Origin of the sequence: Rickettsia endosymbiont of Seladonia tumulorum (assembly GCF_964030815.1) — a bacterium.
Classification (GTDB): domain Bacteria; phylum Pseudomonadota; class Alphaproteobacteria; order Rickettsiales; family Rickettsiaceae; genus Rickettsia.
The window spans coordinates 962,474-977,436 of the sequence record NZ_OZ034963.1 but is presented as its reverse complement, the minus strand read 5'-3'; the positions used below and the strand labels follow the sequence as shown (position 1 = coordinate 977,436).

Below are 14,963 nucleotides of genomic sequence, written 5' to 3'. Positions count from 1 at the left end.
TTGAAATAGTCTTAATACTATATTATATAATTAATACCCGTCAAATTTCAAAGGTTTTAATTGATGAATAAAAAATCACTGCCATTAATGGCACTGCGAGATATAGTAGTATTTCCTGGTGTAATTGCTCCTGTATTTGTAGGTAGGCAAAAATCCCTGCATGCTCTCTCTAATACTACAATTTCTGAAGAAGATAATAGTAAGTACATTTTAGTAACATTGCAGAAAAAATTCGATCAAGAAAACCCAAATAAAAACGAGCTTTACGATGTTGGTATACTTGCTAAGGTTATTCAAATAGTAAAATTACCTAACACTACCGCAAAAATTTTAGTGGAGGCGATAGCAAGAGTAAAGATAAGTAATATTAAAGGTGATGAAGCATTCGAAGCAAATTACGAAATTATCCCTGATGAAGAAATATTCGATGCTAATAATATGCGGTCATTAGTTGATAATGCTGTGCAATTATTTGCTAAATATGCAGGTAGTGATAAAAAAATCAATGCAGAAATTATTGAAACTATAAATAAAGAAATAAGTGAGACTACTAATTTTATAAATATCATAAATATTTTAGCTTCACATCTGATTACTTCGCTTGAAGAAAAACAACGCTTACTTGAGGAAACAAGTCCTTTTAAGCGTATCAGTACAATTATTAACATCCTTACATCCAATATAGTTAATTCAGAAACCGAACAAGCTTTGCAACAAAGGGTGAAAAAGCAAATAGAGAAAACCCAGCGTGATTATTATTTGCACGAGCAGATGAAAGCAATTCAGAAAGAGCTTGATGAAGATAAATCAGATCTTGCTGAATTTGATAAAAAAATTAAAGCTGCAAAACTGTCAAAAGAAGCTAGAGAAAAAGCTGAAGCAGAACTTAAAAAACTCCGCACTATGAACCAGATGTCAGCAGAATCCGGAGTAACACGTAATTATCTTGAGACGTTACTTAGCCTGCCTTGGGGTAAATATGATAATAGTAAAATTGATATTAACCAAGCTGAAAAAATCCTAAATCGTGATCATTTTGGTCTAGAGAAAGTTAAAGAGCGAATAATAGAATATTTAGCAGTATTACAGCGTTCCAGTAAAATTAGAGGTCCTATATTATGCTTAATCAGTCCTCCTGGCGTTGGTAAAACATCTTTAATAAAATCTATTGCCGAGGGGATGGGTAGAAAATATACCAAATTTGCCTTAGGCGGTGTTCGAGATGAGGCTGAAATTAGAGGGCATAGAAAAACTTATCTTGGCTCAATGCCTGGTAAAATCCTTACTCAGCTTAAGAAAGTTAAGACAAGTAACCCTGTTATGTTACTTGATGAAATAGATAAAATGGGTTCGGACTTTAGAGGTGATCCTGCATCAGCATTGCTTGAGGTGTTAGATCCTGAACAAAATAGCCATTTTGTCGATCATTATCTAGAAGTGGAATATGATTTATCAAATGTAATATTTATTGCGACTGCTAACTCTTATAATTTACCTAGAGCTTTAATCGATAGAATGGAAATTATCAATATTTCCAGTTATGTAGAAGAAGAAAAAATTCAAATTGCTAAGAATTATTTAGTTCCTAAGCAGTTTAAGATGCATAAAATTAAAAAGGATGAGATTACTATCTCCGATGACGCTATTTTAGATTTAATTAGATATTATACTAAAGAGTCAGGTGTAAGGTCATTAGAGCGTGAAATAGGAGCATTAACCAGAAAAGCATTAAAGCAAATTCTAGCTGATAAAAAAGTTAAGCATATTTCTGTAGATAGCAATAATCTAGAAGAGTTTTTAGGTGCTAAAAAATATAATTTTGGTCTTGCTGAAAAAAATGATCAAATAGGTAGTACTACTGGGCTTGCTTATACGGAGGTAGATGGGGAGCTTTTAACTATTGAAGCGTTATCATTCCCGGGAAAAGGTGAAATCAAAACTACCGGAAAACTCGGTGATGTAATGAAAGAATCAGCAATGGCTGCATATAGCTGTTTTAGAAGTAGAGCGGCTGATTTCGGCTTAAAATATGAAGATTATAAAGATTTTGATGTTCATATCCACGTTCCTGCTGGTGCTATTCCAAAAGATGGTCCGTCTGCTGGTTGTGCTTTGTTTACCACCATTGTTTCGTTGATGACTAAAATACCGGTACGCCGCACTGTTGCTATGACCGGTGAGGTTACTTTACGAGGCAATGTTCTACCGATTGGCGGTCTTAAGGAAAAGCTGCTAGTAGCAAGTAGGGGAGGGATTAAGACAGTACTAATTCCGGAAGAAAATGTCAAAGATTTGAGAGACATACCACCGAATATAAAAAGTAGTCTAGAAATTATCCCTGTTTCAAATATTGATCAGGTACTAGAACATGCATTGACGAAGAAGCCTTAGAATACTAGTTATCACAGCGTTATTTCTGTCATCTAGCTCACTTGTAGTGGGATTCACTAGAACAACTGTCATTCCATTGCGGCTTTATTGCGTAGATCAGTTTTCCAGTTCTCATCCCGCGAGCTTGTAGCGGGATCCAGTTAAAAATACTAATAAAATTAGTATTTTTTATTATTTTTTGGATCTCGTGGTCAAGCCACGGGATGACAGAATGACTATCACAAATAATATCTATCATCAGCATAAATATCATATTTAATTAAAGTTACTTTAAGTTAAGAATTTATCATAAAAATTAAAGTCTATAATTTTTGTAAAAAATAATAAATTAAAACGCTTGACATATTTTTTTAGAGGAGTATCTTGTGGCTGTAGGTTGTTTATCAGCTTACGTTAACTTACTAATAGTGTTCAACATATTTTTAACATAAGGAGGTTATTATGACCATTCATAAAAACAATCATCACAGTAAAAATGAAGAAAAACACAATAATAATTTATCGCATGCAGCAGCAGTAATGCGTAGCAAGGATTCTTCTCCGGAAGAGCGAAGTAAGGCTGCTTCTACCATGGGTCATAAAGGAGGGGGGCATGGCAGTAGTCATGGTTCTCATAGTTCCCATAAAAACCATCGATAATTTATTATAAAATTAGTGTAGTTATGGTTTCTCCTTTAGTTTCTCTAAAGGAGAAACTTTTACCATATCATCTTTTAGAAAACAGACTTCCATGTATGGATCGATTTTTCCGTTAGTGTAAGAAAATTACGGAGTATCCTTGAAAGAAATAAATTATACCTCTATAATTAATATAATCATTAAATTCAAGGCTATATAATCGTGACTGATAATAATTCTTCTAATTTAGTACCGGTAAATATCGAAGATGAGATGAAAGTATCTTATCTTGACTATGCTATGAGCGTCATAGTAAGTAGGGCAATACCGGATGTTCGAGATGGCTTAAAGCCGGTACATCGCCGTATCATCTACTCAATGCATGAAGCTGGCAACCATGCAAACAGAGCTTACAGAAAATCCGCTAGAATAGTCGGTGACGTGATGGGTAAATACCATCCGCACGGGGATAGTGCTATTTACGATTCGTTAGTGCGTATGGCTCAAGATTTTTCGCTGCGTCTACCGCTTGTTGATGGGCAGGGTAATTTCGGCTCATTGGATGGTGACGCTGCGGCGGCAATGAGGTATACCGAATCACGTATGGCAAAAGTAGCCCATAAACTGATTGAGGATATTGATAAAGAAACTGTTAGCTTTAACCCAAACTATGATGGTTCTGAAGAAGAGCCTTCAGTGCTGCCTTCTATGTTCCCGAACTTACTAGTAAACGGAAGTGGTGGTATTGCGGTTGGTATGGCAACTAATATTCCGCCTCATAATCTTGGTGAAGTTATCGATGCTTGTTGTTTATATGTAGATAATAATGATATAGAAATTTTAGACCTTTTAGAAGTTGTTAAAGGTCCTGATTTCCCTACAAGCGGGATCATTCTAGGTGTTAATGGTATTAAATCAGCCTATTTAACAGGTAGGGGGAGCATCGCTATAAGAGGGCGAGCTGAGATTGAGAATTTAGGTAACGGACGTCAAGCAATTATTATTACCGAAATACCTTACATGGTAAATAAAGCAAGGCTTGTTGAAAAGATTGCCGAAATGGTTAAGGAAAAACGTATTGAGGGTATAAGCGATTTACGTGATGAGTCGAATAAAAACGGTATAAGAATTTATATTGAGCTGAAGAAAGATATTGTAGCTGAAGTAGTTTTAAACCAAATATATTCCTGTACGCAGCTTCAAACTAGCTTTGGCGTTATAATGCTTGCTCTAAAAGATGGCTTGCCTAAGGTAATGAATTTAAAAGAAGTAATAGCGGCTTTCGTTAGCTTTAGGGAAGTAGTTATCACTAACCGCACTATATATTTACTTAATAAAGCAAGAGATAAAGCTCATATTTTACTGGGGCTAACTATCGCTGTTAGCAATATCGACGAAATAATCCGTATTATAAAAGCTGCAAGCGATCCGAATGCTGCTAAGCAAGAATTAATGGCACGCAGTTGGGATGCGTTAAATATTCTGCCGCTTGTGAAGTTAGTTGATGATAAGGCAATGTTGAATGAAGAGGGTAAATGTAGCTTTACCGAAGCCCAAGCAAAGGCAATTTTAGAGATGAGATTGCAACGCTTAACCGCCATGGAAAAGAATAAGTTAGAGGAAGATTTAAAGAACCTTGCCACTGAGATTACTGAATATTTAAATATTTTAGGTTCACGTGAGAGGTTACTTGAAATTTTAAAAGAAGAGTTAATTAAGGTTAAAGAAGAGTTTGCAACTCCTCGTCTTACCTCGATTGAATTTGGTGAGTTTGACCAAGATATAGAAGATTTAATCCAGCGTGAAGAAATGGTAGTAACTGTAACGCTGGGCGGTTATATAAAGCGTGTGCCTCTAAGTAGTTATAGAGCTCAAAAACGAGGTGGTAAGGGTAGGTCAGGGCTTTCAATGCGTGATGAGGATATTACCACGCAAGTTTTTGTTGGTAGTACTCATACGCCAATGTTATTCTTCTCGAATATCGGGCAGGTTTATAGCTTAAAGCTATATAAGCTTCCTTTAAGTAATCCGCAAGGGAAAGGTAGACCTATGGTTAATATCTTGCCGCTTAAAGGTGATGAGCATATTACCAATATTATGCCGCTGCCTGAAAATCAAGATGAGTGGGATAATCTAAATATTATGTTTGCGACCGCTAAAGGTAATATTAGAAGAAGTGATTTATTAGATTTCAAAAAGATTCAGTCAAACGGTAAGATTGCAATTAGGCTTGATGAAGATGACAAGTTAATAGATGTAAAACCTTGTAAAGAGGATGAGCATATTTTACTAGCAACCAAATCGGGTAAAGCTCTAAGATTCCCTGTTGAGTCGTTGCGTGTGATTAAGAGCCGTACTTCCGACGGAGTGCGTGGTATGAGACTTGCCGAAGACGATTCAGTGATTTCTATGACTGTCTTGAGAGGTATCAAAGCTACACGTGAGGAGCGAGACGCTTATTTATCCGTATCATGGGAGAAGAGACTTGAGATCGCTAAAGGGGAAGAGTTTAATTCTGAAGAATTAGGCGTGGATTTGACTGCTGAATCTATTTTAGAAATGGCAAATTCCGAAGAGTTTATTTTAACAGTAACCGAAAACGGCTTTGGTAAAAGAAGCTCGGCTTATGGTTATAGGATTACTGACCGCGGTGGTAGCGGTATAATCAATATGGATATTAACGACAAAACCGGTTTAGTAGTTGGCGTTATGCCTGTTAAAATGGATGATGAGCTAATGCTTATCACCAATAGCGGTAAATTAATCCGTTGTAAACTCGAAACAGTACGTATTACAGGACGTAATACTAGTGGTGTCACTTTATTTAGGTTAGATGACGGGGAAAAAGTTGTATCTGCTTCTCTAATTGCTGAAAGCTCTGATGATAATGAAGAAGACGGCGAGTTTGAAGAGGAAGTGGTAGTAGAGGGGAGTGAATAAAACGTTATTGCCGTCATTGCGATTGACTAAAAGGAGCGTGGCAATCTCATGAAAGTGTCCAGAGATTGCTTCGTCGCTATGCTCCTCGCAAGGCATTGCCCGCGTGGATCAGTTTTTCCGTCATTGCGAGGAAATTACGAAGTAATTGACAAAGCAATCCAGTAAAAAATGCTAACTTATAGCATTTTTTATTATTTTTCTGGATTGCCACGCTCCTTGCAGTCGCGTAGCTCATGACGATTTGGTATCCACGTAACAATGCCTCTTCGCAATGACGATGTCTATACTTATTTAGTACTACCAATTTTAGGATACAACCTTAGCAATTTAAATTGTATTTTTTGCTTACGTTACTTCTATAAAATACTATAATATTCAATAACATACTCCTCCTATATTTTTTTATTTTATATAATATAAAAAATTTTTATTGACTTTTAGTAGAAAAAGTATAAACCTCTTCGTTACAAAAATCTATTTCCTAAATTTAATTTAAAATTTAAAACCTAAATTAAGGTTTTAATAGATTTCGTAGTGATTATGAGTATCATTTTTGGTTTATGTATTTCAATATTTTAAAATCCATATATAAAACGGAAAGAATTAATTTGTCTACAATTATTTCCGCTGGAGTTGGTTATATAGTTATTATATTAGTACTTTTTAATTATTATGACCAAAAAATAAAAGATGCAAAATTATTATTTTTAAATAACAATTATAATTTAATATTAGAAACTGGTTTAAATAAGTTTCAAACATTAGCTTTTAGATTAAATACTAATTTACAGTCTACTAATATCTCATCAAATAATAATTATATTAGAATTTGTAAAAATGAAAATTGTGTAAATTATAGTTTATATAAGCTGCAATCACTATTAGAGAGGTCTATACCTAATTTTAATAATGTGAAGATAGAACAAAATAATAATTTAATTTATTCAAATGCTATTTTTGAAAATTATGAAATGGATAAAATATATTATTTAAATCAAGATAATAAATTGATAATAAGAACCAGTATTAATAATGATTATTGGAATAAGATAATAAAAGATATTAAAAAACCTTTATGGTTTATGATCACTTTTTTATCGCTTACCTTTATCGCTGTATATTATATATATCAAGCTTTATCAAAAAAAATTGAGAAAGAATATAAGAATAAATATGAGACCGCTGTTAAAGAGTGCGAAAAGCTATGGATGACAAAATTATGGGATACAGAGTTTAAAAAAACTACAGATGTTGAAATTAATTATTTATTTAATCAAGAAGCAGCAAAAACAACATTATTAAATGAAAAAGATTCGCTAGATAAACAAGATAAAAAATTAAAAAGATCATATTTAGAAAAAGATTTATATTGTTCTATCGCTTTATATAACTCCTCTAATAAAGAGGAAATAGATGTAAGAAAGTTAATTAAAGTTTTTACTAATAGATTTGATAAAGAAGATGAAAACATTTCTTTTAGTATAACTTGTCTTGAAAAACAAATATACTTTTCTTCTACTGCAGCATTTTATCAAGTGATATATAGTATGATAAATTATCTTTTCTTTATTATTAAAAAGCAATTTTATAATAATAAACATCACATAAATTTATTCATAAGTAATGTTGCAGGTAAGGTATCATTTAGTTTTAGTTATAGTGGAGTACCGCTAGAAAAGGAAAAGGATTTATTCGCAGTATCAAGTGAATTTACGAAATCACATGCTAATCCATTTATCCTTAGCATAGAACAAATATTTAAGATACTAAAGTCAAACGGATTTAATTGTAAAGTAAGTTATGATAAGACAAATCTTATAGAAATAAATGAAAAAGCAATTAAAAAAAATAAAATAGCAAATGAAGATAATATCATTTATTTAGCTGGTTGGGATAAAGAAGAATCAGACTAAATATTTAAAATTACTTCGTTAACAGTCATATATAATTAGTAAAGAAATTAAGCTCTTTCTTGATTAGTTGATTAAAATTATTTGACATTAAATATAAGTTACATTGACAACCAAAATCAAGGAAAAGAAATGAAAAATTTATTACTATTATTCATAATATCCATCATTCCTTCAAATTTATTCGCTCAAGCCAAAGTAAATAATATAATTGCACCGGTCAGCTATTTTATAAATCATCTTGAGCAACTAAATCAGATAAAAACTAATCTAGGAAAATATAGACAAACGAGTATTGTAGGCATTAGCAGAATGGGCAAAACTCAGCTAGCTAGAATGTATACTTATGCAAATAAAGGTAATTATAATTTAATTTGGTTTATTGATTCCAATTTAAATATTAATGATGAACTTTTAAAGTTAGCAAAAGCTATTAACAAAGCTGAAGGGAAAATTTTAATCGCAGAAGAAGCAGCTAATGTAAAAAAAGAGTTGATGGAATATCTGGGGCAGAATGATAAATGGTTGTTAATATTTGATAATTTAAAAGTAGGTGAGAATAAAAAAATACAAGATTTTATTAATTGGGAACATAATGGCAATATCATATTTTGTTCACAAGATAGTGATAGAATGCCTTATATAGTAAAAGCTGTACCATTTGAAAAGCCCGAAACTATTAAGCTTGCAAATATTATTTTATTGGACAAAGATAATAATTTAGTAGAATTTCTAGTGCAAGAATTTAAAGGTTATCCAGTATTAATAGTACAAGGTGCTCAAATATTAAATAATGTACCGGGATTAGATAAAGAAGAATATAAAAATAAAATACAAAAATCTAATGATAAAATAAGTTTTAATCTATCGCTCGTAACAGAACAATTAAAACCATCTACAAGACAACTTCTAAATATAAATAGCATTACTCAATAACCAAAGTTTTTCTAAGGACTTACTTAGAATTATTACCGATAATAAAGATAATCGCAATGATGATATTTTCGAGCTATCAAAATTTGCTTTAATAACAAATATAGATGCTAGAGAAGATAATCCAGTTTTTGAGATGCATGATGTTATTGTTCAAAAAGTATTAGAAAAAAATAGTGCAAATAATAGTAAATATTTAGAAGATGTGGTTACTAAGTTTGTTGAGTCTGTGCCGAAAAGTGTAACAAAAGCATTTATGTATAGAAATGCTAAAACAGTACCAGAAAATATTGAAATAATATTAAAAAACGCAGAAAGCTATAATATAAATTTACATAAATTGACTGCAATAAAATTACAGCAATTAGTTCAATACGATAATTCTTATAATTTAATTGGTTCTAGTAAATTAGTTAATTGGTTTGAAGATAATGACGAGAAAGGGAAATATAGATTATGGTTAATGAATAATGAAGAAAAGCGAGTATATGCCGGTTATTTAAATATAACAGGATGGTATTACTTAAAATCTTATAATTATAAAAAAGCTGTAGAATATTTTACTAAGTCTAAAGAAATATATAAAGATATTAAGGGATATGAAGCGTATAAAGCGAATGTAACTTATGGGTTAGCACAAGTATATCTTACAATAGGAAATGTGCAGGAAGCTCAAGAAAATATACAAATTTTAAAACAGCAATTGGATAACAAAGTAATTGATAATGCTGATAAATCAATGCTATATATTGCTGAAACAAAATTATTTTTTATAGAAGGAAAATATAATGAAGCATTAAAGCAGATTAATAATTCTATAGAAAATAGTATGTCTAATGGATTGTCACCTAATGCTTTATTGCTTACTGGTAGATATATGATAAAAGCTGAAACATTAAATAGCCTTGGTAAATATCAAGAAGCTCTTAATCAAGTAGAGCAAATATATAATATGCAAAAAAATGTTCAAAAAGAAACTAATGAAATATTTGGCAAAATATATTCTCAAAAAGCAATAGCATTATTTGGTTTAGGTGAAAAAGATAAAGCTTTAGAATATGCAAATAAGGCATTAGAGATCTTTAAGAATAATGATAAAAATTTTATGAGTAGAAGAATGCCTGATGTATTCAACCCTGCAATAGCCATTACATGCACAATAAGAGGGGATATATTATTTGCGAGCGGTAAGCTTGAGGAAGCTTTAGATAGCTATATGGATGCACGAGGTATATATTTTAATGTTTATAGAAGAAATTATAAGAATGTAGCACAAGTAAGCGAAGTAAATCTTAAAGGAGCAAAGGTTGCGTGTAAAAGAAAAGACACGCTTAACTATAAATTTTTTGCTAAACCACAAATCATAGATTTTGGAGCGGAGCATCCTGATTCAATTGAAATGCTTGAATACTGTAAAACTTATGGTATGGGTTTAATTAGTAACAAAGCTTATATAGATAAATCTAAAAAATAATAAGTTACTATATTTGTAAGGTTTAATGTGTGAGCGTTTACGGTGTTATAATTTTAAGCATCATAAATTTAAAAAAACGTGAATGTTCACAAGCCAATAATTTGCTATTTTAAAGCAGGGCAATGGTCAGGTTGTTTATAGATAATTTCCTTTCTATCACATTGAGTTTGGCCAGGTTCACAGCGGCTTGGGTCTAGATATATAATTGCTTGATAAGTAACGCCATAATGTCTGTCATATCCTTCTTCTGGGATACAATCACTTTCATTATCTATTAAAGAAAATACTCCCTCTCCTATGAAGAAAGGTTCGTGCTGAAGTACATATTCACCGTACCATTGAAATTCAAAAGGTATTAAAAAAATAAGGGTTGCAAAATTATATCCTTTATTTTTAATAAAATTTTTCATTCTATTAATAGCATCGGAACTAAAAAACTGATGTGTAGTAACAAAAATATAATTCTCATCAATTTTATTGCCCCCAAAGAACTGTTTCATAAAAGTTAATGAATCGTGCCAAGTTAATTTAGTATCTATTGCTATACCTTGATTACGCTTACAGCTCATGGTAGGAAAATACATTTTATACTTCTTATCTGATTCTATTTTTTCCGAAGTTTTTTTTAAAGCCCAAGTTTTAATTGTATCACCATGAAATAAAACAGATTTATCAAATTTTTTAGTAAAGTAAGTATCTGAATCTATAGTTATATAATTTTTTGCTATCCCTAAAGTACCAAAACATAATTTACAAACTTGTTGTGTCCAATTGCCTTGAATTGTCACATCAGGCTCGCCACATTTTTCTAACACTTCATTTTCTGTCATAAAATTAGGCATTCGTTGTATAGTACCTTTATTTTTAAGATCAACAAAAGCGTTTTTGAATAAGTCAAGTTCATCCTTACCGACTACAACATAAAATGGTGTATTTTCAGCATCGACAAAATATTTTTCAAATGATTCATATAGATGTAAGCTTCTATTTAAATCTCTAGTAAAAGATTTATTTAGTACCGCAAAATCATATTGGTATTTATATTTTTCTTGTACAATATTATTAAAATTATAGTGCTTATAATATTTTTTTGTATAAAAAGCTAGAAAAATGACTAATGCTATAAAAAATATAGCACATATAAATTTTTTTTGTTTTTCATACATTTACTTTTTAAGTTTTTCATCTAACAATTGTAATATTTTAGTACGTAATTTATCTTTTACTACCGACCAATCCTTACTTGGATCTATCAACAGGTTTTTATTCCAAATGTCACAATATAATGAATCATCATTATCTACTTTTTTAATATAATCAACTAAATCATCTTCCGTATTAAAATCGCCTGCATAAATTATAGCATCCTTATTTATATCTTGTAATACCGCAGTTTTATCACCATAATATATTGGTATAGCACCGGCGAAATATGCTTGAAATAGCTTTTCAGTCATATACCCATTATGTGTTTGATTTTCATAAGCAATAACAAATTTACAATTAGATAACCACTCCATAGTTTCGCTAATTTCTAGATTTCTACCAATATTATTTAAATGTCTTCCACCACTAAGAACTTTTTTATTATAAGAAGAAGATAATTTATGAAATAAATGATCCCTTGCCTTAACTCCATCTAAAGGGTTATTAGTACGTGTATCATTTGTATATCCATTACTAACGAGAAAACAAGCAAAGTTCTTTTTATTAGGATTACAAGTTCCATTAGTTAGTCTCGTGTTGCTGTTTGCTACTAATTTATCAGCCCAAAGTCCACTTAAATAATAATATGGTAATCTAAAATACCTTGGATCATCTATATAATCAAATCCGAGAGTTAAATCATAATCTTTTAAATCTGGTAAAATTGCTTCTGCCGTATAATACATTTTTATAGCTTTTTCATTAGGCTTCATCGGAGCATTGCCATATACACCATCAATTATTAGGTCATATTTTTCACTACTTTTTTCAGCATTAACGACTATTACTTCATATTTTTCATTTAATATATCATAAATAGGGGATATAATTCCTGATCCTGGGTAGCTATTAAGTAATTTTACTTTTAATATGGGTTTATTAACAGTAGCGTTTTTTGCTCCGAAAGACTCCATACCAAATCCTATGGTCAGTAATAATATTATTGCTAACTTCTTCATTTTATATCCATTTATATTTAATTAATAAACTTTAACCAATCCTATTAAAAAACTCTTTAATTTTTTTTGTACATAATATAGCCTCTTCTTCAGTCAAATGAGGTCCTATTGGTAAACTAAGAATTTCTGAGCTAATTTTTTCAGTTAATTCAAAAGAACCAACTTTTAAATTCATATTTTGATAAGCAGGTTGTAAGTATATTGGGGTAGGGTAGTGAATTATAACTTGTACCCCCTGACTAACAAGATAATCTTTTAATTGATCTCGTTTTTTAGTCATTATAGGAAATATATGCCATACATTACCGTCATCATATTGAGGTAAAACTATATCATTAATATTTAATTCTTGTAAATAAATTTTAGCAATTCTTTGTCTTTTTTTATTCCATTCATTAAGATATCTTAATTTAATAGAAAGTATTCCTGCTTGCAAATCATCTAATCTACTGTTTTTGCCAATTATTTCATGACTATAGCGTACTTTACTTCCGTAATTACGTAGTAGTTTTAGTGTATCAGCAATTTTATCATCATTTGTTGATATACATCCACCATCACCAAAACAACCTAGATTTTTACCTGGATAAAAACTAAAACCATTGCAATCTCCGAATGATCCAGCTTTTTTTCCGCTAACTAAATCTATAGCTCCATGTGCTTGAGCAGCATCTTCTATAATTTTCAGATTATATTTTTTTGCTATAGCTAAAATTAGCTGCATATCACATACACGCCCATATAAATGAACCGGCATAATTGCACGTGTTTTACTTGTTATAGCATGCTCAATTTTTGAAGGGTCTAATAAATAAGTATCTTTGTAAACTTCAACTGGAACAGGTACTGCTCCAATTTCGGAAACAGCAAGCCATGAAGCTATAAAAGTATGGGCAGGCACTATTACCTCATCGCCAGCACCTATGCCTAGTGCCTTAAGGCTTAAAACTAATGCATCAAGACCGTTTGCTACGCCAATTACATGCTTTACTCCTAAGTAACTTGCAAATTCTTGTTCGAATTTTTCTAAACGATTTCCCAAAAGATATGAAGCATCGTTATTTACATCTTGCCATAATTTATCTGCTTCTTGTTTAATTTCAGTGTAAGCACTTTTTAAGTCTAAAAATTTGATTTCCATAATTTAAATTCTTCGTATGATCTAATATAATCGCTTTCTTGGTAGTTTTCTGAAGCACAGATAATTACTTGAGGATTATTTTTTATATTTGTTATTTCCCGCCATAAAGGTTTTAGAATGTATAAACCTTTATTCGGTGCATCAAGAGTAATGGTTGTTTTATACTCTCCATCATCTAAAACGAAATCTACCGAGCCATGAGTACAAAAAATAAATTGTTTTAAATTTTTATGTGCATGCCCGCCGCGATCTTTTTTTAAATTATAAAGCCAGTAAACACGATGTATAGGAAAATCTAAAATTTGTCCTAGCTCAACAAAGGATAAGCTCCCTCTATCGTCATCAAAACGTGGAATTTCAATTAATTTATAACTGTGATTCATAATAATTAATATACCATTCTACAGTTAATCTTAATGAATCCATAAAAGAAAATTTAGAAGACCAATTTAATTCTGAGCATAGTTTTGTATTATTGATAGCATACCTGAAATCGTGACTCGCTCTATCTGTTACATATGTTATTTGTTTTGCATAAGGTGTAGAATTAGGGTTAGGTCTTAATTCATCCAAAATATTACAAATTTTATTAGCAAGTTCTAAATTAGTTTGTTCGTTACGTGTACCTATATTGTAGTTTTCACCTACCACGCCTTTATGGAAAATAAGGTCTAAAGCAGAGCAATGATCCTCTACATACAACCAATCTCTAATATTTTTTCCATTACCATAAATTGGGATTGGCTCACTATTTAAGGCTTTTCTAATAATAGTAGGAATTAATTTTTCATTATGTTGCCTTGGTCCATAATTGTTTGAACAATTGCTAATTATTGTCGGTAAATTATATGAGTGAAAGTAACTTCTAACTAAAAAGTCACTAGAAGCTTTAGAAGCACTATAAGGGGAATTTGGAGCATAAGGAGAATTTTCAGAGAAATAACCTGTATCACCTAAGCTACCATATACTTCATCAGTAGAAATATGTAAAAATCTGGAGTTTATATTATCTTGTGATAACCAGTGATTTCTTGCAGATTCTAGTAAGTTGAAAGTACCTTGTATATTAGTTTCTATAAAAATTCTTGGATTAGCTAATGAATTATCTACATGCGATTCTGCTGCTAAATGAATTACATCGGATATATTATATTCTTTAAATAAATTTTCTATTAAGTCGATTTGGCAAATATTGCCATGAATAAATTTATAATTTTGTTTATTGCTAATATGATCAAGGCGTTTGATATCAGCAGCATAAGTTAAGGCGTCTAAGTTAATAATATAGTAATTATTATATTTATTTAAAAAATATTCTACTAAATGGCTACCAATAAATCCGGCACCTCCTGTAATTAAAATAACTTTATCCATTTTTATTTTCTCTGCAT

Annotated in this window: 11 protein-coding genes; 6 read left to right on the top strand and 5 right to left on the bottom strand. The window is 31.0% G+C overall.

Features of this window, described 5'->3' with window-relative positions:
* Positions 1-63: 63 nt before the first annotated feature.
* The 6 genes from lon (at position 64) to AAHF54_RS04735 (ending at position 10,266) form a co-directional block, all read left to right on the top strand.
* Positions 64-2,391 (top strand): endopeptidase La, encoded by a 2,328-nt coding sequence (lon, locus tag AAHF54_RS04760; protein WP_342169864.1) that lies wholly within the window; start codon positions 64-66, stop codon positions 2,389-2,391.
* A gap of 441 nt (positions 2,392-2,832) precedes the next feature.
* The gene (locus AAHF54_RS04755; RefSeq protein ID WP_341788166.1) at positions 2,833-3,030 is read left to right on the top strand and encodes a hypothetical protein; all 198 of its coding nucleotides are present in this window, start codon (positions 2,833-2,835) and stop codon (positions 3,028-3,030) included.
* A gap of 201 nt (positions 3,031-3,231) precedes the next feature.
* Positions 3,232-5,949: a DNA topoisomerase (ATP-hydrolyzing) subunit A gene (gyrA, locus tag AAHF54_RS04750; protein ID WP_342169863.1), complete on the top strand. Its 2,718-nt coding sequence runs from the start codon at positions 3,232-3,234 to the stop codon at positions 5,947-5,949.
* 608 nt (positions 5,950-6,557) lie between these two features.
* Entirely contained in the window at positions 6,558-7,862 is a 1,305-nt protein-coding gene (locus AAHF54_RS04745; protein WP_341788164.1) for a hypothetical protein, read from the top strand.
* A 129-nt stretch (positions 7,863-7,991) separates the two neighbouring features.
* Complete coding sequence (locus AAHF54_RS04740) at positions 7,992-8,795, top strand: hypothetical protein (protein ID WP_342169862.1); 804 nt, start codon at positions 7,992-7,994, stop codon at positions 8,793-8,795.
* Between the two features lie 133 nt (positions 8,796-8,928).
* The gene (locus tag AAHF54_RS04735; RefSeq protein ID WP_342169861.1) at positions 8,929-10,266 is read left to right on the top strand and encodes a tetratricopeptide repeat protein; all 1,338 of its coding nucleotides are present in this window, start codon (positions 8,929-8,931) and stop codon (positions 10,264-10,266) included.
* A gap of 104 nt (positions 10,267-10,370) precedes the next feature.
* On the opposite strand, the gene AAHF54_RS04730 is transcribed toward AAHF54_RS04735, so the two are convergent.
* From AAHF54_RS04730 to rfbB, 5 genes are read right to left on the bottom strand one after another with little or no spacing between them, the layout of a single operon-like run.
* On the bottom strand, positions 10,371-11,432 hold the full coding sequence (locus tag AAHF54_RS04730; RefSeq protein ID WP_342169860.1) for a DUF6492 family protein: 1,062 nt from the start codon (positions 11,430-11,432) through the stop codon (positions 10,371-10,373).
* Positions 11,433-12,431, bottom strand: a complete 999-nt coding sequence (locus AAHF54_RS04725; RefSeq protein ID WP_341788160.1) for a glycosyltransferase family 10 domain-containing protein — start codon at positions 12,429-12,431, stop codon at positions 11,433-11,435.
* 31 nt (positions 12,432-12,462) lie between these two features.
* Positions 12,463-13,572 (bottom strand): DegT/DnrJ/EryC1/StrS family aminotransferase, encoded by a 1,110-nt coding sequence (locus AAHF54_RS04720; protein WP_341795044.1) that lies wholly within the window; start codon positions 13,570-13,572, stop codon positions 12,463-12,465.
* Positions 13,554-13,955 carry a sugar 3,4-ketoisomerase gene (locus tag AAHF54_RS04715; RefSeq protein WP_068041640.1) on the bottom strand — a complete coding sequence of 134 codons (402 nt, stop codon included), beginning with the start codon at positions 13,953-13,955 and terminating at the stop codon, positions 13,554-13,556. The genes AAHF54_RS04720 and AAHF54_RS04715 overlap by 19 nt, the downstream gene beginning before the upstream one ends.
* A complete protein-coding gene (gene rfbB, locus AAHF54_RS04710) occupies positions 13,939-14,946 on the bottom strand; it encodes a dTDP-glucose 4,6-dehydratase (protein ID WP_341788157.1) in 1,008 nt (335 codons plus the stop codon). Before rfbB ends, AAHF54_RS04715 begins: the two co-directional genes overlap by 17 nt.
* Positions 14,947-14,963 lie beyond the last annotated feature (17 nt).